At 30.4% G+C, this 21433-nt stretch carries 22 protein-coding genes; 6 read left to right on the top strand and 16 right to left on the bottom strand.

Features of this window, described 5'->3' with window-relative positions:
* Positions 1-313: 313 nt before the first annotated feature.
* Complete coding sequence (locus AW729_RS02280; protein ID WP_112123568.1) at positions 314-1555, bottom strand: ATP-binding protein; 1242 nt, start codon at positions 1553-1555, stop codon at positions 314-316.
* 1020 nt (positions 1556-2575) lie between these two features.
* Between AW729_RS02280 and AW729_RS02275 the strand changes: the two genes are divergently transcribed.
* A complete protein-coding gene (locus AW729_RS02275) occupies positions 2576-3862 on the top strand; it encodes an ATP-binding protein (protein ID WP_112123567.1) in 1287 nt (428 codons plus the stop codon).
* 399 nt (positions 3863-4261) lie between these two features.
* Here AW729_RS02275 and AW729_RS02270 read toward each other — a convergent pair whose 3' ends face one another.
* From AW729_RS02270 to AW729_RS02240, 7 genes are all read right to left on the bottom strand, one after another.
* The gene (locus AW729_RS02270; RefSeq protein WP_162685740.1) at positions 4262-4669 is read right to left on the bottom strand and encodes a HEPN domain-containing protein; all 408 of its coding nucleotides are present in this window, start codon (positions 4667-4669) and stop codon (positions 4262-4264) included.
* Complete coding sequence (locus tag AW729_RS02265; protein WP_162685739.1) at positions 4662-4967, bottom strand: nucleotidyltransferase domain-containing protein; 306 nt, start codon at positions 4965-4967, stop codon at positions 4662-4664. Before AW729_RS02265 ends, AW729_RS02270 begins: the two co-directional genes overlap by 8 nt.
* A 1397-nt stretch (positions 4968-6364) precedes the next feature.
* A complete protein-coding gene (locus AW729_RS11135; protein WP_162685738.1) occupies positions 6365-6517 on the bottom strand; it encodes a hypothetical protein in 153 nt (50 codons plus the stop codon).
* Between the two features lie 653 nt (positions 6518-7170).
* Positions 7171-7608, bottom strand: a complete 438-nt coding sequence (locus tag AW729_RS02255) for a DUF3021 domain-containing protein (protein WP_112123563.1) — start codon at positions 7606-7608, stop codon at positions 7171-7173.
* A gap of 16 nt (positions 7609-7624) precedes the next feature.
* Entirely contained in the window at positions 7625-8083 is a 459-nt protein-coding gene (locus AW729_RS02250) for a LytTR family DNA-binding domain-containing protein (protein ID WP_112123562.1), read from the bottom strand.
* A 336-nt stretch (positions 8084-8419) separates the two neighbouring features.
* Complete coding sequence (locus AW729_RS02245; RefSeq protein ID WP_236951248.1) at positions 8420-9784, bottom strand: MATE family efflux transporter; 1365 nt, start codon at positions 9782-9784, stop codon at positions 8420-8422.
* A gap of 98 nt (positions 9785-9882) precedes the next feature.
* Complete coding sequence (locus AW729_RS02240) at positions 9883-10332, bottom strand: hypothetical protein (protein ID WP_112123561.1); 450 nt, start codon at positions 10330-10332, stop codon at positions 9883-9885.
* A 195-nt stretch (positions 10333-10527) separates the two neighbouring features.
* Here AW729_RS02240 and AW729_RS02235 point away from each other — a divergent pair, with 195 nt between their 5' ends.
* Positions 10528-10800 carry a hypothetical protein gene (locus AW729_RS02235; RefSeq protein WP_162685737.1) on the top strand — a complete coding sequence of 91 codons (273 nt, stop codon included), beginning with the start codon at positions 10528-10530 and terminating at the stop codon, positions 10798-10800.
* A 62-nt stretch (positions 10801-10862) separates the two neighbouring features.
* On the opposite strand, the gene AW729_RS02230 is transcribed toward AW729_RS02235, so the two are convergent.
* Positions 10863-11588, bottom strand: coding sequence for a nitroreductase family protein (locus tag AW729_RS02230; protein WP_112123559.1), 726 nt, complete (start codon positions 11586-11588; stop codon positions 10863-10865).
* A gap of 143 nt (positions 11589-11731) precedes the next feature.
* Positions 11732-12556 carry a transporter substrate-binding domain-containing protein gene (locus AW729_RS02225; RefSeq protein WP_112123558.1) on the bottom strand — a complete coding sequence of 275 codons (825 nt, stop codon included), beginning with the start codon at positions 12554-12556 and terminating at the stop codon, positions 11732-11734.
* A gap of 357 nt (positions 12557-12913) precedes the next feature.
* On the opposite strand from AW729_RS02225, the gene AW729_RS02220 reads away from it, so the two are divergent.
* The gene (locus tag AW729_RS02220; RefSeq protein ID WP_112123557.1) at positions 12914-13267 is read left to right on the top strand and encodes a hypothetical protein; all 354 of its coding nucleotides are present in this window, start codon (positions 12914-12916) and stop codon (positions 13265-13267) included.
* A 25-nt stretch (positions 13268-13292) separates the two neighbouring features.
* Here AW729_RS02220 and AW729_RS02215 read toward each other — a convergent pair whose 3' ends face one another.
* From AW729_RS02215 to AW729_RS02205, 3 genes are all read right to left on the bottom strand, one after another.
* The gene (locus tag AW729_RS02215) at positions 13293-14015 is read right to left on the bottom strand and encodes a type 1 glutamine amidotransferase (protein WP_112123556.1); all 723 of its coding nucleotides are present in this window, start codon (positions 14013-14015) and stop codon (positions 13293-13295) included.
* 10 nt (positions 14016-14025) lie between these two features.
* A complete protein-coding gene (locus tag AW729_RS02210) occupies positions 14026-15354 on the bottom strand; it encodes a Mur ligase family protein (protein WP_112123555.1) in 1329 nt (442 codons plus the stop codon).
* 263 nt (positions 15355-15617) lie between these two features.
* The gene (locus AW729_RS02205) at positions 15618-15845 is read right to left on the bottom strand and encodes a tautomerase family protein (protein WP_112123554.1); all 228 of its coding nucleotides are present in this window, start codon (positions 15843-15845) and stop codon (positions 15618-15620) included.
* A 151-nt stretch (positions 15846-15996) separates the two neighbouring features.
* Here AW729_RS02205 and AW729_RS11630 point away from each other — a divergent pair, with 151 nt between their 5' ends.
* The gene (locus tag AW729_RS11630) at positions 15997-16128 is read left to right on the top strand and encodes a hypothetical protein (protein ID WP_257791408.1); all 132 of its coding nucleotides are present in this window, start codon (positions 15997-15999) and stop codon (positions 16126-16128) included.
* Between the two features lie 120 nt (positions 16129-16248).
* Here AW729_RS11630 and AW729_RS02200 read toward each other — a convergent pair whose 3' ends face one another.
* Entirely contained in the window at positions 16249-16818 is a 570-nt protein-coding gene (locus AW729_RS02200; protein ID WP_112123553.1) for a DUF6434 domain-containing protein, read from the bottom strand.
* 233 nt (positions 16819-17051) lie between these two features.
* Here AW729_RS02200 and AW729_RS02195 point away from each other — a divergent pair, with 233 nt between their 5' ends.
* Both AW729_RS02195 and AW729_RS02190 read left to right on the top strand, forming a co-directional pair.
* Positions 17052-18518: an Ig-like domain repeat protein gene (locus AW729_RS02195; RefSeq protein WP_112123552.1), complete on the top strand. Its 1467-nt coding sequence runs from the start codon at positions 17052-17054 to the stop codon at positions 18516-18518.
* A gap of 57 nt (positions 18519-18575) precedes the next feature.
* Complete coding sequence (locus tag AW729_RS02190) at positions 18576-19655, top strand: helix-hairpin-helix domain-containing protein (RefSeq protein ID WP_112123551.1); 1080 nt, start codon at positions 18576-18578, stop codon at positions 19653-19655.
* A gap of 36 nt (positions 19656-19691) precedes the next feature.
* On the opposite strand, the gene AW729_RS02185 is transcribed toward AW729_RS02190, so the two are convergent.
* Positions 19692-19961, bottom strand: coding sequence for a hypothetical protein (locus AW729_RS02185; protein ID WP_162685736.1), 270 nt, complete (start codon positions 19959-19961; stop codon positions 19692-19694).
* Positions 19962-20231: 270 nt separating this feature from the next.
* Complete coding sequence (locus AW729_RS02180; protein WP_112123549.1) at positions 20232-21077, bottom strand: pyridoxamine kinase; 846 nt, start codon at positions 21075-21077, stop codon at positions 20232-20234.
* Positions 21078-21433 lie beyond the last annotated feature (356 nt).

Below are 21433 nucleotides of genomic sequence, written 5' to 3'. Positions count from 1 at the left end.
TTACCAGGTAATCATTTGTAACTTTTATTTTATTTATTTGAATTTTTTCGTTTGTGGAGGGCTTAATGGATTATTCTTATATATAGGTTAAAGGGGGGGGGGTGAGTGGATGTTTCACAAAAAGAAATCCATAAGAGTTTTTTACAGTATATTTGATTCTTATAAAACGTTTTTTATTGAATTTTATATGGTTTTTATGGTGGTAGCGATATTTGATTAGGATTATTTTTTTTTGGATGTTGGCTTTGATTGATTATTTTCCTGTTACCGGGTTTTTATGAGGGTATTTTTCATCTATTTGGAATTTGATTCTTTAATTCAGGTATTTGTTGGTGTTCTGTAGGAAGTCTATTATGTTTATATGTTCTATTCCCTCTCTTGAGAAATCGTATTTGTCCATACTGAGGACGTATTTTGGGTAATTGTCTTTTATTTCTAGAAGTGATCCGAATTCTCTGTTTATTGTGGACTGTTTTGTTAGCATGTAGCATACTTGGATGTAAATTCTTTTATTGTTTTTCTTGGCGATAAAGTCAATCTCCCGCCCTTTGATGTTGCCTATGCTTACTTTATAGTCATTTCTAAGCAGGTGTATGTATATCATGTTTTCTATTCTTCTTCCGATGTTGATTTGTTTTTCTTCTAATTCTGATTTGTAGAATCCTTGGTCGATTAGGTAGTATTTATGGAATCCGGTAACTTCTTCGTAACCGGATGTTTTCTCCTTTGATGCTCCAAGTAATAAGTATCCTTCTTCAAGGTATTCTAAATAGTTATATATTGTATTGGGAGTTAATCCTTTTGTTATATCGTGTTTTAAATGTTTATATATTGCATTTGGGGATAGTGGGTTTCCTATATTTTCTATTATGAATTTTAGGATGTGTCTGAATAATCCTGAATTTCGTATGTTGAATCGTGTTATTATATCGTTATATACTATCGAGGAGAACAGGTCATTCAATGTTGTTATCTTCCTGTTTCGTGTAGCGATTACTCCCGGCATTCCACCATATTCCAGGTATTCGTCAAAGTAGTTTTCTATTTCTGTATTTGTATCCTTGTTAAATATGCATCTGTCGTTGAGTTCTTTTTTATAGTCTTTGAATTCATTGAATGAGAATGGATAAATGGTTATGCTGGTGTATCGTCCTGTCAGGAGTGTTGATAATTCCTTTGATAATAGTTTTGAATTTGATCCTGTTATGTATATGTCTGTGTTGGGCAGCTTGTAGTAGGCGGTAATGCTTTTTTCCCATTCATCGACCATCTGTATTTCATCAAAGAAGAGGTATGTTCTGGAGTTTTTGTTTTCAAGAAATTTTAGGACTATATCGTCTAGCTGTTTGCGATTAGTTATATAGTTATATGGTGGCAGCTCTAAATCTATCAGTAGAATATCCTCTTTATCTACTTTTCTTTCGTTTATTAACTTGTCTATTATTAGTTTTAGGAAGTATGATTTGCCTGATCTTCTTATGCCTGTTATTACTTTTATCAGGTCTGTATCGATTAGTTCTTCTATTTTTTTAATGTATAATTCTCTTTGAACCATTTGAAACACTTTATATATCTTTTTTTATGTTATGATGTTATGTATCTGTATTTGTATTCAGGACTATATAAGTTTATTCTATAGAATAATTTTAATCTTATAATCTCAATTAATTATTTTATAAAATATAATTATTGAAAATTTCATCAATACTTTTTTTATATAATATTTTATTCATTATTGGATTAATTATTTATTTTATAGAATACTCATTTGTCTTCTTTTAATTCTAAATGGTTAATAGAGGATTGCTTCGTGTTGATATCATCTCTTTACCTACTATTCTTGGAACTGTTTTTATGATTTACTTAAACATACTAAGAAGCCATGCTTACGAATCCGGTTACTTTGTTATACTCCATAGCCTTCATATCCTCTGGTAACGTGTATGTAAAGCTTACTTGATTGTCGGATACTTTGGCATAGATTACCTTGTCTCTTGTGTCCTTGACAGCTTGCCGTTAATCTTGAAGACTACCTTACCATTGTTTATCACATTGTCACAGTCGGTTATGGTGGCTGTTAGGGTTATTTCCTCATCAGCACTGAGGTGATGTCAGTAAGGAGTGTTGGCTCGGTTGTGGTAATTGTTTCTGAGGCCTTATCATATTTATTAGTTTCTGTCTATACTGTGATTATATTCATGTCTTCACCCTTTATACTTGTGGTGCTATGTTCTTGGATCTTGTTTTGGCTGACTTTTTCAGCATTGATATTTTTGTCCTCGGTGTCTTTCAAGGCTTTTACGGTTTAACTTGTGGAAGATTTTTGTATATTGGTATACTTTTGTATACTTATGGTATTTGGTTTACATGTGTATACTAGTATACTTATATAACATTATTTGATTGGTCTTAACTCAAGTACCCTATGGGAAACTACTCTAAATAAAAGAAATAGAGTAGATGAAAAGTGTAAAGTGAATTAGATGAAAAGTATAAAGTGAATTAGATGAAAAACATAAAATTTATATAGTGAAATGTATAAAGTAAATTTAATGAAATGTAAAAAGTGGTTGTGATGAAAAAATATTTGCCAAGATATACCGATCAGGAATTGAGAGAATCTCTAGAATATATGGGTGCTGTACTAATAACCGGTCCAAAATGGTGTGGTAAGACTACAACTGCTAAGCAGCAATGTAATAGTTTAAAAGAACTACAACATCCTGTTTATGGAAAATCTTACTTAAAACTTGCAGACACTAACCCATTAGAATTATTGAAAGGTGATAAACCAATGCTAATTGATGAATGGCAAATGGCACCAGAACTATGGGATACTGTAAGATATTTGGTGGATGAATCTGATGAAGATGGTCTATATATTCTTACTGGTTCAACAGTCGTGGATGAAAGTAAAATAATGCACTCTGGAGCAGGTAGGATAAAAAGAATACTAATGCGTCCAATGAGTCTATATGAAAGTGGAGAATCCACAGGGACAATATCATTAATGGACTTATTTAATCATGAAAACTTAAACATTGATGGTTTAACATCAAATTTAACAATACCTGATTTGATATTTGCCGCTTGTAGAGGTGGCTGGCCCGAATCATTAAACAAAAAAAGTAAAAAACAGCAATTGGCAATTGTATCTAATTACATAGATATCATATGTAGTACTGATGTTTCAGAAGTTGATGGAGTTAAACGCAGACCTCAAATGGTAAAAGCTATATTAAAATCTTATGCTAGAAATATATCAACACTGGCAACAAAAAAGACACTCATGAAAGATGTGAGAACAGAACACATGGATATCACTGCACCAACATATAACTTATACATCAATGCTCTTGAAAGGTTATATGTTATTCAAGACATTCCTGCATGGTCACCAAACATCAGATCTGCAAATACTATTAGAAAATCCCATAAAAAAGAATTCATAGATCCATCAATAGCAGTAGCAAGCCTTAACTTAACACCAGAAAAGTTACTAAAAGACTTTGAAACATTTGGATTCATATTTGAAAACCTATGCATACGTGATTTGTTGGTTTATTCCAGTTCAGTGAATGGGGAAGTGCTATATTATAATGATGATAGTGGTCTTGAAGCAGATTGCATTATATATCTAAATGATGGAAGATATGCATTAATAGAATTTAAATTAGGTGATCGAGAAATCGATAAAGGTGCAAAAAACTTACTTAAGCTGAAAAATTTAATTAAAAAAAGTGTAGAAAACAAAAAAATTGATTTAGAAGAGCCAAGTTTTTTAGCGGTCATCACAGGAAAGAATATGGCTTACACTAGAGATGATGGTGTAAAAGTTATTCCAATCGGATGTTTACGATAAATAATTGATGCTGTATGTTTATTTTATGTGAAGATATTTCACATGCTTTGCTTATTCTACATGAAGTATTATCATGTGTAAACATTACTGTTATTTTAGGATATGGCATGAATTATTTAATGGGTAGTGTATTAAATTATGATAATTATTACAGAATTAATTAATTATATTCATGTTACTGTCTTAAGTGTAAAAAAATTATAATTACATTAATATAACATTTATTCATCAGTCCACATTGCTTATTGTTAGCATAATGAATGGAAATAATAAGATAATAATAAAGAAATAATAAAAGTAAGTAAATACCCCCATAAAGGGAGAAAATATGAAAAAAGAGACTAGTTTAAAGAGTAACAGTTGGTGTCTTGGCGTATATTAGTTGGTCATATTCATTGCTTATGAGTCTTGCTGTTTGTGTGTAATTATTTCTCGTTTATCCAGATAATCTTTTGTCTTATTTAAGAAATCAGTTGCTACATCAATACGTTCTTTTGCTGTTTTTTCATCAAAAGTTATTGTAACATCATAATCTGCTTTTATCCTTAATGTTTCGGATTTAGAAAGTTCATCATAATATTTTTTATCAAAGTCACCAGTATTCACATATTCTTTCGAAAAACCTATTTTTACACCATCATGTGATTTGGTAGTATAACCCTTTAGAATCAGTAATCCCTTTGCAACCATGAACATGGAATAATAGGATAATGATAAGGAATTTCTATACTTCTTTAGTTTATATAATGCAATGCTTGATTCCAAGTTTTCCATAGCATTTTGAATATAATAATCAATTTCATCCAATGATTTCACCATCCTTAATTACGTTTGATATATATGAAAAATTTCTTATTTCGTCATAATGTTCTTGTGAGATAAACTGTGGTGATATCACTTCATCATCTTCAATGATGATATTATATGTTTCATCATATACTTTTGATTCAATTTTCTCATAATCATTAGTAATGATAAGAATATCTATATCTGATTCAGGAGTATCATCTCCACGTGCTACAGAACCATATAATATTATTTGAATAATATACTCTGATTTAATTGCATCCGCAAATTTTTGAGCTATTTTTTTTCGATTATTCATATTATCTCCAAGGTTATAAAACATTTATTATTATTAACCAAATTCTGCCTGAATTATAATTAAAGATTTGTGGTTATATTATTTTCTTCAACTTTTTATTAGGGCAAATATATTTTTCCATCAACATTAATATCATATTCATTATAATATTCTAATTTTAACTAAATTTATTTATTAGAAGAAATTAAAAATATTTTTATATCATGCTTATTTAGTAAATATTATAATAAGCATTATTTAAATTTTTAGGAGTTTTTGCATACTGTGAACCACCAGATTCTTCATTTTTTTCTGTCATATCTTTCACAGTTGATTAAACCAGAACTTCTCTATAAATGTTTTTGCAAGCCATTTTACTTCAAGTTTGTTAAAGTCATATAAATAAGTACTCTAATTTATTTTTTAATTTTACTGCTTAAAATCTGTTCTAATTCTTTTTACTTTATTAAGTGAACACATCAAGTAGCCTTTCTTGATTCTACCCCATTTAAGTATTAATGTTACTTCGGTGTTTCTTATACTCATCTTTATCAGACTATGAAATTGTACTAATTGATACGCAATTTTGATGCAAATAAGGAATACAAGGAGTCAAATGACTATGATACACATGCCACAGGATAACTCATGAAATAGGGAAATAAAACAGATTCAACAAAAAACAACATAAAATTCTGGAAGTTATAGTTATATTCTGGGGGGATGTGCTTTTTGAATGATTGATGTAACACATAGTTAAAAAGAGGTTAAAAAGATAAAATATCTTTTGAAATTTATGGTAGATTGATGATTAAATTTTTAGAAAATGACGTGGTTCTTGGGATTGAATCGTTTGAGCCGTCTAAGATCCAATCAATATCCAGATAAATATAGTCGGTTATTCCCAGTTTTTGTGAAAAATCAAAACCCGGATCATCGGAAAAATCTGTATAGCCGTGTTCAATATCTTCTCTATCTAATGGAATACCTCCAAATCACCGTCAATAATCATGTCTAAGGTTGATTTCTGCTTTTGAGTCATATTATCACCATGTTATCACGTATTAGCAATATTATCAGTAAGGAAATTATAAGCATACTTATTATTATACTGTTTAAACCTTTTTTTATATATCTTTTTTTATATTCAATATTTTTTTTGTTTTTTGAAATATTCCTCTGATACTTAATTATATCTTGTTTTGTAGAAAATTTTGTTTCTATGTTCTTAAAAAAGTTATTAAATTTATAAGTATTAGAATATACATTTTCTGAGATTTTTATTGATCTTCTGAAGTTGACGATACTGTTCAAATTAAATAAAAGATCTATTATGAATAATATTGATGCAATTGTTATGAGAGAATATTTTTCTACTATAGTATATGATTCAATTGTATTCAATAAAATGTTTACAATTACTGTAATTTGTATGAGAAGATGGCTAATGTTATACTTAGGAAAGTATTTGTTCTGTTGTCTAGTTTATCAAATTGTTTAAGTACCTGGCCGTCTTCATCTTTCAAGTCATTTTTTAATTTTAATCCTGAAATTTCTTCTTTTGCTTTCATGTTTTTTATTTAATTCACCTACATTTTATTGTGCAAAATCTTTGATTATTGTATTGTTAATACTTATTATATTACTAATATAATTTGAACAAATGCAAAAGAGAGTACTCCATGCAGTATGATTATTTCTGGGTTTAAATCTTTAATAAGAAAGAAAGGTTGTACTGTTTATTGTTTACTTACTTTAAAATGAATAAATGTGTATTATATATTATATATGTTTATGGAATGTTTTTTTTCCTTCTTGACTTATATGAATAATACTTTTTTTTCTTTTAAAATACATTTAGCCAAGTCTCAAACATCTATGCTTTAATGATTAGACTTATAGTTTTAGGTATAATCAATTCTATTCATAGTCGTCGTAAATGATACCCATCAGGAGAATACTCTTTTTATCTACATGGCTGGTTTTGAAACTCCTAATTAAGTAGTATTGCATATTATAAGTGTGAACTATAGATTTATGTAAAGAACATTTCTAGAACAGTAAATATGACATAACCATGATTTAATTGATTTAAAAAGTATTAGATGGAAACAGTAAAAGGTGATTATTCTAATAATATTTGCACATTATCGTTATTTTTCCTTTGAAAAGTAATGATGATATTGTATTGATTTAATAAAAAAAGTAATTAAAAAGAAGAAGATTATTCCTCTTTATTGATAATTCTGATTTTCTGATTTAACTCTTTTGCCTGATAATAATCATACAGGTAGAAGCCAATCCAGAATATAACGGTAAAGATTATTGTCGTTACTGCAAATGATATGAATGGATCAAGTCCCTTATCAAGTGGAATCCAGCCGAGTATCATGGCACTTAAAAACAGTGTCGTCAATCCGCATATCATCTGAATCAATACCTGTAGTGCCAAAGGCAAATCTTCCCTATTGTATATGAATCCGCTAAGCGAAAATGCCCATCCTATAATTATTGATGCCAATATGGACTTGGATAGGTATATTCCATCAAAGCTAACGCTCTGTGAACTTAACGTTGAAATAAGCACTATTACCATACATAATATGAAGCATCCAACGAATGCCCCTAATGCCAGTTGTTTAACTATGTCAATTAATTTCATCTAATTCACGCTCCAATTATATGTCTAAGGATTGTTTAAATGTTGGCAGATATTTTCTGCTAATGGTATCCTTCAGGTCATTTTTAAGCTCTACAAACATCATACCTCTAAATGATGGTGCTACCCGATTAATCTTATGAATATTTATGATGGTAGTCTTGGATATTCGTACAAAGGATGAGTCAAGAATATCCTCCAATTGATATAATGGCTTTTTTGATGTATATTCATCCTTCTTGGTATATACTACCACCTGCTTGTTTTCGATGCGTATCATGTAAATGTCATTATAATCAAGTAGTGATATGTCCTGTCCATTATTGACTGCCAGTAATGACGGCTTGTCATTATATTCATCATCCTCCAGTATTTCAATGGCCTTTTGAATATTATCGGTGAGCTTATCGGTATATATCTCAGTGTAGGCTTCTTCGATGTCCTTTGATAGGAATAGTTCAACTTTCAATTCGTTCATCCCTCTATGTTAGTTTAGTTTTCCTAAGTTTAACTCTAATTCTATAATTTATTTATGTATCTTAATTTAAATATTAATATCTCCAGATATTATCCTTATGAAACGATAAATGCAATCATGGAGACTGCAATTAAAATAGCAGTATGTGAATCAATGGCTAACGATATTCATATCAGCAACCACAATCCAAATTACCAAATGCTTTTTAATCGCTACTAATACTATATTCCTTAGTATATAAAGGACTGTTTATGGGTCTTTCTAAGATGCATTTTAATGTGATTAAGTTGCATAAAACAAATGATGAAATGCAATTGAAAAAAAGATGTGGGAAGTTTAGGTGGTATTGGCATTTTTAACTTTTTTGATGAAAAGTTCAAATACTATTAATGATATTGCAGAACCTATAATAAGGCCCATTACAAATCCATTTAATATACCATTTACGCCAAAGTTTAACAATATACCAAAGAGGTAGGATAATAGTACAACAAATACTAACTCCCGTACAACCGTTAAAAGCAAGGATATTGTACCCTTTCCCATACCTTGAAATACCATTGCACATATACCACCGACAGGTGTTACAACCAGAAATACTGATACTATGCGTAATACATCAATTATCAAATTGTATAGTCCATTGTTTGCCTGATTATATGTAAATAGCATTGCTAGTTGAGGTGCAAATAATACTATCAGCACTGTGATTATAGTAGCTATCATCAGACTAATCTTAATGCCGTAATGACATGTAGTCTTAACCTTGTCATATTCCTTTGCTCCATAAGCTACACCTGCAACCGTAATTGCTGATGTACCAATGGCAATACATGGCATCATACCCAGCTGCAGGATAATGAATGATATGTTGAATGCCGCAATTATGCTGGTACCTGACACAATCACTAGCATTGAATTAAGGATTATGTTTACCATTGATATTATGAACTCTTCAAGACTGGCCGGTATACCGACGGTCAATATGTCCCTAATGTAACTTGAATGATACTTGAAGTTTCTAACGTTGTAGTTTATATACGTATTTTTCTTGATAAATAGCCAGTAAACAGCTACAAGTGTAGGTATTATCGATGCTACTACAGTAGCAAGGGCAGCACCCTTTATTCCAAGGTCAAATACATAGATAAATATAGGATCAAGAATCATGTTAAGTACTTCAACTGCCGCCATGACAAAGGTAGCCTTCTTCATATCACCTTCTGCTCTTAACTGACTTGAAAACAGTAGATTGAATAGGAATGCAAAGCTACCCAATAGAATAGGTATGCCGTAATCACGGACATAATTCATTACGCTACCGGCACCCATATATACCACTATATCATCAAAAAATGGAAGTACAAAAAGTGGAATCAATATTGATACCACCATAACAATCAACAATGAATGAAGTGCACTGTTTCCCGCGTCATCCTTTTGTTTTGAACCGATAAATCGTGATATTGAAGAGTTTGAACCTGCTCCAAGTCCATTGCCCATGCCTATGATTATCATGAATAATGGCGATACAAATCCTATGGCCGCAAGCACATCGGTACCCAGACCCGCAACCCATATCCTGTCAATGATATTGTTAAAACTGATTAGCAGCAATGCAAAGACCATAGGGATAGCGATTTTTATAAGAGCCTTCTTGGGATCTCCCCTTAGAATTTCAATATTTTCATTTTCTTCCAAACCTGACCCTCCTTCATTAATTTAATGTTATACATATATTTCATTAATCTATTTGATATAATTGACTAGTGCATTTTGTAATGGGTATGCTAATAAGTCTATGGATTATATTCATCAAATGATATAATGCCCTGTTTTTTAAATTCAACATTTTTCACATATAACACGTCTTTTAATCCATTTCCTAATGATTTGTTTTCAAGGATATTGGCTTCAAATTCATCATAAACTATTATATCTGTTGCCAGTTCAGTCGGCAGTTTGTCTGCCTCATCACTGTCCATAATCACCATATAATGGCGTCCGGTAAATACCTTCTTGTCATGTAGGGATTCCATCCACGCCAATGTTTCATTGCTGTGATTTTCATAATATTTATGAGTTTTAATTTCATCAGTTATCCTTTCCAAATCAAATGATTGTTCGGCCGATACGTTAAGTTTACTCATATTCATGTCATTATCCTCTACAGAGTATATTGTACTTGCCGATAGTGGAATCATTGTTAAGATAAGTAATAATATAAATAAATAGTTTTTTTTAGTCATTAAAATCATCCTTTAACTTCTGCATATCTATTCTTAAATTTAATATATAAACTTCTGTATATATGTTATACACATGATGGTAAATAATTTTAGATAACCTCCATATTATTTTTATTATGTTATTCATCTAATGATATTGATAATCATTATATATTAATATAAATAGAGTATATAGTAAATAAAAAGGAGGAAAATTTGATGGGACATAAAAATTATATTATTGCATTACTCTTAAGTTTTTTCATAAACGGTCTTGGAAATATTTATAATGGATTGATTACTCGTGGACTTGTTGAACTAGTAATTTCTGTAGTAATTAGTTTATTACATGTCTTTGTTTCAAGTATATTCTTCTATATTGCAATACTTTGGTTTATTTATGTATTATATGATACATATGCATGTACCAGGGCTATAAACAACAATCAAGCTATACCATTATTCTTAACACAAATAGATTTACAATAAGATTCATCCATTTTTTTTTAATTAATTTTTTTTTAAAAAATAATTTTAGTAGAATAATATACTTATATTTTAAATGATCCTTCATAATAATATCCATTTATTTCTTCATGGGCCTCATTTTTATTAAATTTAAATGAATCAATGTTTGATATGTATATATGTGCCAGTGCTATGCCGATATCAATTTGATTTAATCTATCCAGCAATCTCCTTTTAATCATGTTCTGCTTTTTTCTATAGATGTTATATGTATCGTCGGCTTCATGTGTAAAGTACCATGGCTGGCTGTTCATTGCCGATGGTGCTACCCGTACAACATCCAACTTATCATCAGTTCTATCGGAGATTTCATCAAGACTTTTCCGGTTGATTTTGTCAATGTCCCTATGTATGTCCTCATCACTATATCCAAAAGCCAATGAAATAACATATTCATGGTCATTATGATTAATGGAGTTGTTTTTGGGCTTGGCTACACCTATCCAGCAGCTGCCAATATCATTGCTTTGAAGATATAAATCCAATTGCTGGAATATGAATCCTATATTTTCATTATAGTTTTCCTTTTTCTGGCTGTAGATGTGGATATAATACTGTGCCCTCCAGTTCATGATTGTCTTTATTTTACTTGAATCGACAATATCGTAGCTCCATTTTATATTGTTGTTTAAAACTTTGGAATTATCTATGAAGTTTCTGATTGAATGAAGTGATTCTTCGCTTAGTATTTTATTGTTGTATTTTCTTATTGATTGTCTTTTATAAATTACTTTTGTGAGATTCATCATATCACATTTCCTTATTTTCAACTTATATCTATTATGGCTATAGTTTAGAGTATTATAATTCTATTAGAATTTAAAAGTAGATATAGTTAATTATTGTAAAATATTACAATAAAAAATAATTAATAAAAAAAGATTAGGGGAGTTTAGGGTTTAATGACTCCTTCAGGAATACCGTAGGCACTGTATTTTTGAGCAATCTTGTCAACCGTTCCATCGGCATACATTTCATCCAATGTATCCTGTACCTGATTTCTTAGGGCATCATTACCCTTTTTAAATGCTATTCCATATTTCTCGGATACAAGTTCCTCGTCGAGGATTTTAAATGTTTTGTTATTTTCATTATTATTCAAATGATAGTTAGCTGAACCAATATCAACTATCAATGCATCACATGCACCTGATTTAAGATCCATGTATGCTGTGTTGTAGTTATCAACGTCGGTCATTCTTGCAAAGGAATCTGCCAGTGTTTTATTATTAGTTTCCAATGCGTTTGTAATGGAAGTACTTTTTTGAAGTTCTATGCTTTTACCCTTCAAGTCTTTTATGGAGGAAATGTTTGAATCATCTTTTACTACAAATACTTGTTTGTTATTGAAGTATGGTTTAGACCATGTGTATTTGTCTTCTCTTGTGTCTATTGTAAATTCACTCCAGATACAATCTATCATTCCGGAATCCAATTCATTATCCTTTGTTTCCCAGTCAATTAATGGTTCGGCTACAAATGTCCAATTGTTTCTTCTTGCCACCTCTTTAGCTAATTCCACGTCAAATCCAGTATATTCTCCATTACTGTCTTGAAATCCAAATGGCGGGAATTGAGGGTCAAATCCTATGATGAAAGTCTTATCATCATTTTTAGTGTTAGAATCTGTTTCGCCAAAGAAACCAGCACTTACACTACTTGTCAATAATAATATTAGGACAAAAATGCTAATTGTTGGTAATAATTTACTATTCATATATAATCACATTATAAAATTTTTAATTATTTATATTTATGTTGAATATGATATTTATTATTTAATAGTATATTGAAAGTGATTTAACCAGTACTGATTCATTGCTTTTTATTTCTAATAGTTTATTGTATGTGTTGCAGGTATTTCACTAATAATTATTAAGAAAGTATAATAGCTTGTAATGATATACTTTTAAAATGGAATAAGAAATTAATATGGATTTTTTTTTGAATATGAATTCTATTGAATTTTTGAAAGTATGTTTAATTCGATGAATATATTTGGGGATTCTTTGGAGGTATTTATAATCCATTTATTAAATGACACTAGCATAAATTTAATGCGTGGGATGAATCTATGAATTACAGAAGATTGATGTATATAATTATAGCATTATCCTTTTTGGCTATTTTCGTCATGATGACATATTCATTTGTCATAAGTCATAATGGTGAATCTATAGTAGAAAATAGGTCTATGGATAACTTAAGCTATAACAATTGGACCTATAATAAGAAGGAGTATCCTCGTGAAAATTATACTTTGGAGCAGATATGTCCACCACATACCAATCCGGATTCTATAAAGAAGTTTTTTGATGAATCTGACTTTAATCATGATGGACTTTTAAGCGGTAATGAAATAAGTGCTATGGATTATAAATTAAAACATAGTCAATATACATATAACGGTCCTTATGGCTATAATTAATTAGCCTATTTAATATAATTAATTTTTAGCCATATAATTTTAATACTTTTTGATGAGCTTTCATTTCTATTGAGTCATCAATCGGTTCTAATGAATCGATATCATATTTGTTTTGGAGGGCCTTTAGTATAAGATAGTCAGCCAAGTGTGGATTTTTTGGAAGTATAGGTCCATGAAGATATGTTCCAATATAATTTTTATAAACCACACCCTCTGTTTTGTCATCCTCATTATTGCCATAGCCAACTAAAACATCCCCCAGTGCATCATATTTACTGTATGTTCTACCGCCATGATTTTCAAAACCTACGATGGTCTTGGGAGTAATATCCAAACTACTTTTAATAATGATGTTGCCAATAATTCTTTTTTTATCACTTGAAGCAGTGTTATAATCCAGGATATTAAGACCAGGCAGACAATTTCCTTCCTTGTCAATATATTCGGCTCCAAGTAACTGATAACCACCACATACTGCAAGAACTACCTTATCATTATCAATCAAATCCTTGAAAGTGTCCTTATAGTCGAGAAAATCCCTATAAACTAATTGCTGTGATTTATCTGAACCTCCACCTATAAAGAACAAGTCGCCATCATTCAAATCGTCTTTATTATCATCACTAAAGTTATGTATGTTAACATGTATGCCGCGAGTTTCAGCTCTTTTTGTAAGACATCGGACATTGCCGGTATCACCATAAAGGTTTAGCATGTCCGGGTATAGGTGAAATAGATCTAGCTGCATTTTTTATACCTCATCTGTTTACAATTTTACTAATATAATCTCTTGTATCAAATACGGCCGTATATGTAGGAAGTACATATACAATCTCCACATCATCTTCTATGGCCGTATCGATACAACTGTACATATTATCATCAATATGAATCTTTTCGACATCTACATCGTCGTACTTCTTTTTAAGGGCTATATCCTCTGCCCTTATGCCGCTGCAATAATAATTTATTACACTGTCATCATTATCAATTTTGGTGGTTGCATCCCATATCCAGGATATGTCTCTACCATCTGCAGGATTATCATTCAATATGTGCAGTATGCTCTTTTTTCTATCATCATTGGATATTATGTCGGTTACCTGGCCTAAACCAACTGGATTTTTTGTTAAGATAACCTTCACTATCTTATTTTTATAGTTAAACTCTTCCATCCTGCCTATGCTAAAGGTGAATGATTCTATCTTTTCAATACTTTTATCAAGATTAAAATTCAATTCATCCGATAATGCAAATGCACCACATAGGTTATATGCATTGTACAATCCAACATATGGATATTCGATGACATATTCATTATTATCATGTTTTATGGTAATTGTCTGTGAAGAATCATTTTCAACAGCAGAAATGACACTGTATTCTTTTTTGTTATTATTGAATCCGCATTCCTGACATTCATATGTGCCCAGATGTCCATAATAATAATTGGTATAGGTCAGTTTACGTCCACATAATGGACATTTCTTAAGATTCAGATAATTCTCTGCTGATTCTGATTTGATGTCTACTCCAAATCCGATTACTTCATTATCCAACTTATTTCTAAACTGATTGACATATGGATCATCACAGTTAATTATTAACGTGGCTTCCGGTAGCAGCTTGATGTCTTCAAGTACTTCATTGATTATCCCTTCAATTTCACCGTAACGGTCAAGCTGATCTCTAAAGAAGTTGGTTAGAATAATATAATCAGGCTTCAAAAAGCTGCTGATGTAGTCCAATGATCCTTCATCTACCTCAAAAACTCCATAATCATAGCTTTTCTGGGTGTTTCTTACATATGTACTGGCTATACCTTGAGGCATATTGGCACCTCTAAGGTTTGACAACACATTATAATCACTAATTATATGGTTAATGATGTTATTGGTAGTTGTTTTACCATTTGTTCCAGTGATTAATATGATTCTATCACAACTTTTGTTTATGACATCTAAAAATGAGTTATCGATGGTTAAAGCAACCTTTCCCGGTAGTGCAGTACCATTTTTGTTAAATAGTTTGAGAATAGCTAAGGTTAGTTTACCCATTCTTAATGCCAGGTTATGTTTTACGTTCATAATTAATCACTAGATTATTCTATTTATATTAAGTTTTGTAGTCAATATTATTTATAATTAATTAATTATGGCTAAATTATCCATATAAAAATAAATATTGTTATTATTTATAAAAAAAAATCGTATCAACTATTTTTCTAAGCATTTGTTTATCATAGGTTTTAATATTTTTTTTAGTATTAAAAAATGGGTTTAATTGTAAAATAAAAAAGTGGAGAAGATTATTAGCATGAGTATTATTGTTTGGAGTATTGATTTATTTATCAGTACTGTTTTTTTCCGTCAAATATCATCATTTTTTCTTTATTAGGTAATATTTCAACTTCTCTAACCGATTCATTCCATTTTTCTGGTTCAACCTCTTCTAAGGATATGCATAGTGCTTCCTGGGGACATCCCCAGTATTTAAGGAATATGTCATTTATTTCTTCCACAACTTTCTTTTTAGTGTCTTCATCTTTTGGGTAAGCTTTAATTCTAATATATGGCATTTTATCACTCCAATGAGGTATTTTATAATATTAATATATTGTTTTATTCGTATATAATGTATTCTAATCATAACCTTTATATACTATTAGTTTTATAATAAATATTATACCCATAGGGGTATAGGTATAATATATTTTGAGGTGAATAAAAGTGACTTACATGCACAAAAAAATAGTACAAATTAATGATTCAAGCAACAGCAAATATACATACATCAAACCAAACATCATATACACTACAAAAAAGGACATAAACAAACCATTAAACCATAAAATAGAATAAAAAATAATACATTTTCATAATTAATTTTTTTACAAAAAACAATATAAAGAATGTTTTAAAAAATGTATAAGAAAAATAAGCTAATAAAAGCTTTTCACTTTTATAATCTAAATAAAGTCATTATTTTTCCAGGACTATAAGATCACTGTCCTCATATTTATGCAATCCCTTAAGATTCTTCTTATAATTCCAACATTTAACTGCATCCTTAAAAGATTTATCTTTATTTGAATTAAAAAAATCCCGGATATAAGTATTATATTGGAATTGACTGTCAATAGTTGTATCACTATTTTTAAGAGTATTGGTTATTTCTTCATATGCCATGATGGCATCGGCAAATGTCTTATCGGGGTTAGACTTTAACCACTTCTGAAATCCTACCTTAAATTTGAAGTTTGAACCAATCTTGTTTTGAAAAAACGTTCTTACTTCCTGTGAACAAACAAAGTTTTCACCTATAACGGTGTCCATTGATATATCCACGTGTTTATTTCTTTTTAAGGCAGTTTCGGTATTGTCAAGGCTTTTATCATTATCCAAGTAGTATATGATTCTTTCTTCAAGATCCTTTTTATTGCCCGAGACCTTAAGGCCTTCATTTCTGCAAAAATCAACCAAGTCCTCCTTTAAGAAATAATACTCCCTAAATTCATCGCTGGACAAGTTCTTATTTAGTTTGGAATTCATATTAAAATACCCTTATCTTAATTATAGATATTTATATCATTACTTGGTTATATCATTTAATTTATTTTTCCACGACAATTTTATTATTTAATGTTAAATATCAGGATATAATATGCGTCTTGTTAATAAATTCCTAAATCTTTTTAACAGTTAATTATTAAATATAATATATAATATGAAAGTTAAAAAAATTTATTAAATAAGGAGGTCTCAACATAAAGAATAAAACGATTATGGTATTGTTTATTCTATTTGCATTAACCATCATTTCAAGTGTATCTGCCACATCAAATGATACAACAATGGTTAATGCTGAGAGTACAATTGATAATACAATCAACCAAGAAAATGACAATCAACAATCATTGCAGGATTCTTCTATTAAGGATTCTAAGGATTTAAAGACGGCAACTGCAAAGCATAGCTCAAAGATCAAAGTTGCCGATACAACAGTAACCTATTCCAATAAGGCATTGCTTAAGGCAACCATAGTGGATAAAACTTCAAATAAATATATCACCACAGGAAAGGTACTCTTTAAAATAAATGGTGTTAGTATAGGATACACTGATATTAAAAACGGTAAAGCCAGCATACTTTATAATACTAAAAACTTGACTGCAAAAAACTATAACATCAGTGTTGTATATGGCGGTACCAAATCAATCAATGGATACCGTTCTAACGCAACGCTTAAGGTTAACAAGATGCAAACGGTCGTAACATTAAGTAATGTCAATGCCAAAACAAACACATCATGTGTAATAAGTGCCCTGGTTAAGGATAAAAATGGTGTAAAAGTCAATGAAGGTACAGTAGTATTTAAGATAAACGGTGTCAGCATATCTCAGGTAAAGGTAGTTAATGGTGTAGCCAGCTTAAAGTACACACCATTGAATGTTGTTAAAAACTATACGATAACAGCTAAATATAGCGGTACAAAAAGATACACTTATAGCAGTAGGGATAGTAAATTATTGGTTTCACTTAAGGTTAACGTGCTTAACTGGAATAGCAAAGGAAACATTAAGGCAAATAAGATATTATACAATAACCTGACCAAGTCATCCCTTACTAACGAACTGATAAATGCTGCATCAAAGGGAACACCTTACGTATGCTTAGGAAATGGCAAGGGAAATACAGTATTTATCGTAAGCGGTATACATGGAAGTGAACTTTCATCACAATCAGCTTGTGTTAAACTGATAAATGACTTGTCCACAGTTAATATTCATGGAACGGTATATATCATACCATTTGTAGCTCCAAGCTATACAGGAAACAATACACGAACATTAAATGGTATAAATCTTAATAGTGTAGCAAATAAGAAGGGAACAATTAGCAATAACGTCTACAACTTTGCAAAAAGTAAGAAAGCTGTTGCATTGGGTGATTTCCATTGTACAATGCCCGGTGGTGAACCCGGACGTGATGCGGTATTTGGTTCATATAAACCAACCGCCGGCAGTGCCACGCTGTCAAAGTACATTGCAGGTAAAACCGGCAGCAGTTCAATAATTTATAATAGGGCCGGTACTGAATATCCTGGATCATTGGAGGATTACTGTAATCTAAATTCCATAACCAGTGTAACCTGTGAAGTCAAGACAGCTCATGGTACCATAGCAAAGGGCAGTGTTGAAAAATCATATAAGATGATGAAATCCTTCCTGGCATACTATAAGCTAATATAATGAATAAAATAAAGATATTGATGTAATTATCAGTAATAGATATATGATGTGATTATAATGATTTTAGAAGCAATAGGTGCAATAATAATCTTTCTGGAAACTATCATGATAATAGGGAGTCGATTACCGGATAAATATGACATTTGTGCAATTCCAATATTGATTTTTACAATGTTGCTTTATTTGATATTTAATAATGGTGTTAGACTTCTATTGCTTCTAATATTTACATTAATATCAGCTTATCTGGCAAAAAACTACGATGAAAATCAGGATGATAATACTAATAACAATAGCAATTACAATCAAAACACAAACTATAACAATAATACGAACAGGACATATAGATTTAATAATAACAACAATTACAATAATAATCGATACAACAACAATTACTATGATCATATAGTGGATGAATATAGTCCCAAAGAGAAAATCAAGCTACCAAGCAATCCTAAACCGACACATACCAATCCTTATAAGGATAATGTTAATCTACATAAAAAGTTTCCTTATAAGGGTAAGAAAACCAACATCAACACTGCAGATTATAATCAGTTATGTCATCTTCCTCATATAGGTGATAATCGTGCAAAGAGGATTATCGAGTATAGAAGTAACAAGAAAATTGAATCAATAAATGAATTGGCATTTGTAGCAAGCCTAGCTAAGACGGAGGCAAATGACTTAACTGAAAGGGTCATATATAATACGGAAATTGTAAACAACAGTGATAATTCTGATGAGACATTGAATCGGATACTTGATGAAATAAGAAATGAACGTGCTGAGTTGAAAAAGGAAAGGGATGAATTGGATAAAAGAATAGAGGAAAAATTAAACGTTCCCTATGACGATACAAATCCGCAGCAAGATAATAATAAAGATATTCCAAGAGAATTTACCGTAATTGACATTAATACAGCAACTGAACAACAACTGAAAGAATTGCCTTCAATCAATATTATAAAGGCAAAGAAGATTATTCAGTTAAGAAAGGCCGGCGTGTACATTAAATCATTTGATGACTTGCAGGAAAAACTGAACCTGAAAGATTATGAATTGGAACAAATAAGGCCTCTTGTTAAAATAAATATAATTGATACATCAAATAGCGGCAGACGCCTTGATTTATAGATGTATCAACATAAAATAAGTAGATGAAGAAGTATCTTAATCCCCATTTAATTTTTTTATCTTTAATTTTTCTATATGCAATGTGTTGTTATATTCATATGCCATGGATTCTTGATTTAGGATGTTATTATTATCAGCAAACCATTTCTTAAATATTATATGAGGTTTTGGTTTATTATCATCTTCTGATGCAAATATTGTAATCAACAGTTCATCAAAGCATCTTGATTTATAAAAGCCCTTTGCCTTTATCATATAAAAGCTATGATATCCGTTATCGTTTAGATTATCGATTAATTCATCCAATAGCTCATCAATATCTATTTCTATTAATCCTTCATCGTTATGTGTATATAATGGTATATGAAAAACGTATTTGTCTTTTAATGTTAAGATTTTATCACCCTCTCAGTCAAACGATTAAAAATCAGTAATGAATATAAAAATATTATGGGATAGATTAACTTTTAAAAAGTCATCCATCGCCGTTTTTTTCTAGGGATGTTATTTATATATTGTCGGTAATGCTTTTTAATATTTCTGCATTAAAGTCAATAGTAGATGTATCATTGGGTGTTATATTGATTTTAATAAATCATATAATTCAGGAATCACCTGTTCGAATTTGACTCCATATGCATGATTTGAATCTCCAATGGTTTTTTCAATGGCTTTTTTGGTAAATTCACCTGCTATTTTTGCTGATTGTGTTGGAGTTTTACCATTCATTGTTGAACCTACGAATGCTGATGCGAATACGTCTCCTGTTCCATGTGATAAATGATCTATCTTATCGTTGTAAACGATTTCTGATTTGTTATCCTCATTGTCAAAGACAATCATTCCAAGTTCGTTTTCACGATGATTGTCTCCTTTAAGAATAACATGTTTTTTGGTAAACTGTGAAAGTTCTTCTGCCATTTCCAGCATTTCTTCCTTTGTGAAATCTGGCTTCCACTCTTTATGAAGCAGGTAGCATGCCTCGGTTGTATTCGGAAGGACGTAGTCTCCCAATTTACATAATTCTCCCATTTTATCTGCAAATTCCTGGTCAAATCCATAATAGAATTCTCCATAGTCTGCCATGGCAGGATCAACGAATACCACTCCATCCTCTTTTAGTCTTGAATCTATAATATCCTTAATGTAGTCTAACTGTTTTATTGAACCGATATAACCTGTATATATTGCATCGAAGTAGATGTCCTCTTTTTCCCAGTGTTCTTTAATTGCAGGTAAATCCTCGGTTAAATCCCTGAATGTGTAATCTGTAAATCCGGAGGTATGTGTTGACAGTACTGCTGATGGTAAAACTGCCGTTTCAATTCCAAAAGCAGATATGATTGGAAGTGCAACTGTTATTGAACACTGACCGTAACATGAAATATCCTGGATAGTTAAAATTTTTATTGTATCACTCATCTTTTCACCTTTATTATTATTTTGTTAATTATAGTATTAATAATTATATTTTTTATAATTTATCAAATATAACAATGATATATTATTAAATTGTATATTTGTATTAAAAAAATATAAGGATTGGATGAACAAATATCATCAAAGAGTAAAAAAAGTTAATAAAAATTAAAAAAGTATAACTGGAAAAACAAATGGGATAATCGTATCAATTATGATAAGATTCTCAGCTCTTAAATAAAGGGCTATGATAATTGCTATAATACTTATAATGGTTGCAATTAAGCTAGATTCAGGACCAAATGCTCCACCATTAATCAAAGTTTGGCCTGCTTGATTGAATTTCAATATTGACGGTG

This window comes from Methanosphaera sp. BMS (genome assembly GCF_003268005.1).
Classification (GTDB): Archaea; Methanobacteriota; Methanobacteria; order Methanobacteriales; family Methanobacteriaceae; genus Methanosphaera.
Note: the sequence above shows the minus strand (reverse complement) of the source record. Positions and strands in the feature narration are given on the sequence as shown.

What these genes read in the sequence shown, in the direction of transcription:
- AW729_RS02280 (WP_112123568.1), bottom strand. Translation starts at nt 1,555, where the DNA reads ATGGTTCAAAGAGAATTATACATTAAAAAAATAGAAGAACTAATCGAT.
- AW729_RS02275 (WP_112123567.1), top strand. Translation starts at nt 2,576, where the DNA reads ATGAAAAAATATTTGCCAAGATATACCGATCAGGAATTGAGAGAATCT.
- AW729_RS02265 (WP_162685739.1), bottom strand. Translation starts at nt 4,967, where the DNA reads ATGAATAATCGAAAAAAAATAGCTCAAAAATTTGCGGATGCAATTAAA.
- AW729_RS11135 (WP_162685738.1), bottom strand. Translation starts at nt 6,517, where the DNA reads ATGAAAGCAAAAGAAGAAATTTCAGGATTAAAATTAAAAAATGACTTG.
- AW729_RS02255 (WP_112123563.1), bottom strand. Translation starts at nt 7,608, where the DNA reads ATGAAATTAATTGACATAGTTAAACAACTGGCATTAGGGGCATTCGTT.
- AW729_RS02250 (WP_112123562.1), bottom strand. Translation starts at nt 8,083, where the DNA reads ATGAACGAATTGAAAGTTGAACTATTCCTATCAAAGGACATCGAAGAA.
- AW729_RS02240 (WP_112123561.1), bottom strand. Translation starts at nt 10,332, where the DNA reads ATGACTAAAAAAAACTATTTATTTATATTATTACTTATCTTAACAATG.
- AW729_RS02230 (WP_112123559.1), bottom strand. Translation starts at nt 11,588, where the DNA reads ATGATGAATCTCACAAAAGTAATTTATAAAAGACAATCAATAAGAAAA.
- AW729_RS02225 (WP_112123558.1), bottom strand. Translation starts at nt 12,556, where the DNA reads ATGAATAGTAAATTATTACCAACAATTAGCATTTTTGTCCTAATATTA.
- AW729_RS02220 (WP_112123557.1), top strand. Translation starts at nt 12,914, where the DNA reads ATGAATTACAGAAGATTGATGTATATAATTATAGCATTATCCTTTTTG.
- AW729_RS02215 (WP_112123556.1), bottom strand. Translation starts at nt 14,015, where the DNA reads ATGCAGCTAGATCTATTTCACCTATACCCGGACATGCTAAACCTTTAT.
- AW729_RS02210 (WP_112123555.1), bottom strand. Translation starts at nt 15,354, where the DNA reads ATGAACGTAAAACATAACCTGGCATTAAGAATGGGTAAACTAACCTTA.
- AW729_RS02205 (WP_112123554.1), bottom strand. Translation starts at nt 15,845, where the DNA reads ATGCCATATATTAGAATTAAAGCTTACCCAAAAGATGAAGACACTAAA.
- AW729_RS02200 (WP_112123553.1), bottom strand. Translation starts at nt 16,818, where the DNA reads ATGAATTCCAAACTAAATAAGAACTTGTCCAGCGATGAATTTAGGGAG.
- AW729_RS02195 (WP_112123552.1), top strand. Translation starts at nt 17,052, where the DNA reads ATGGTATTGTTTATTCTATTTGCATTAACCATCATTTCAAGTGTATCT.
- AW729_RS02190 (WP_112123551.1), top strand. Translation starts at nt 18,576, where the DNA reads ATGATTTTAGAAGCAATAGGTGCAATAATAATCTTTCTGGAAACTATC.
- AW729_RS02180 (WP_112123549.1), bottom strand. Translation starts at nt 21,077, where the DNA reads ATGAGTGATACAATAAAAATTTTAACTATCCAGGATATTTCATGTTAC.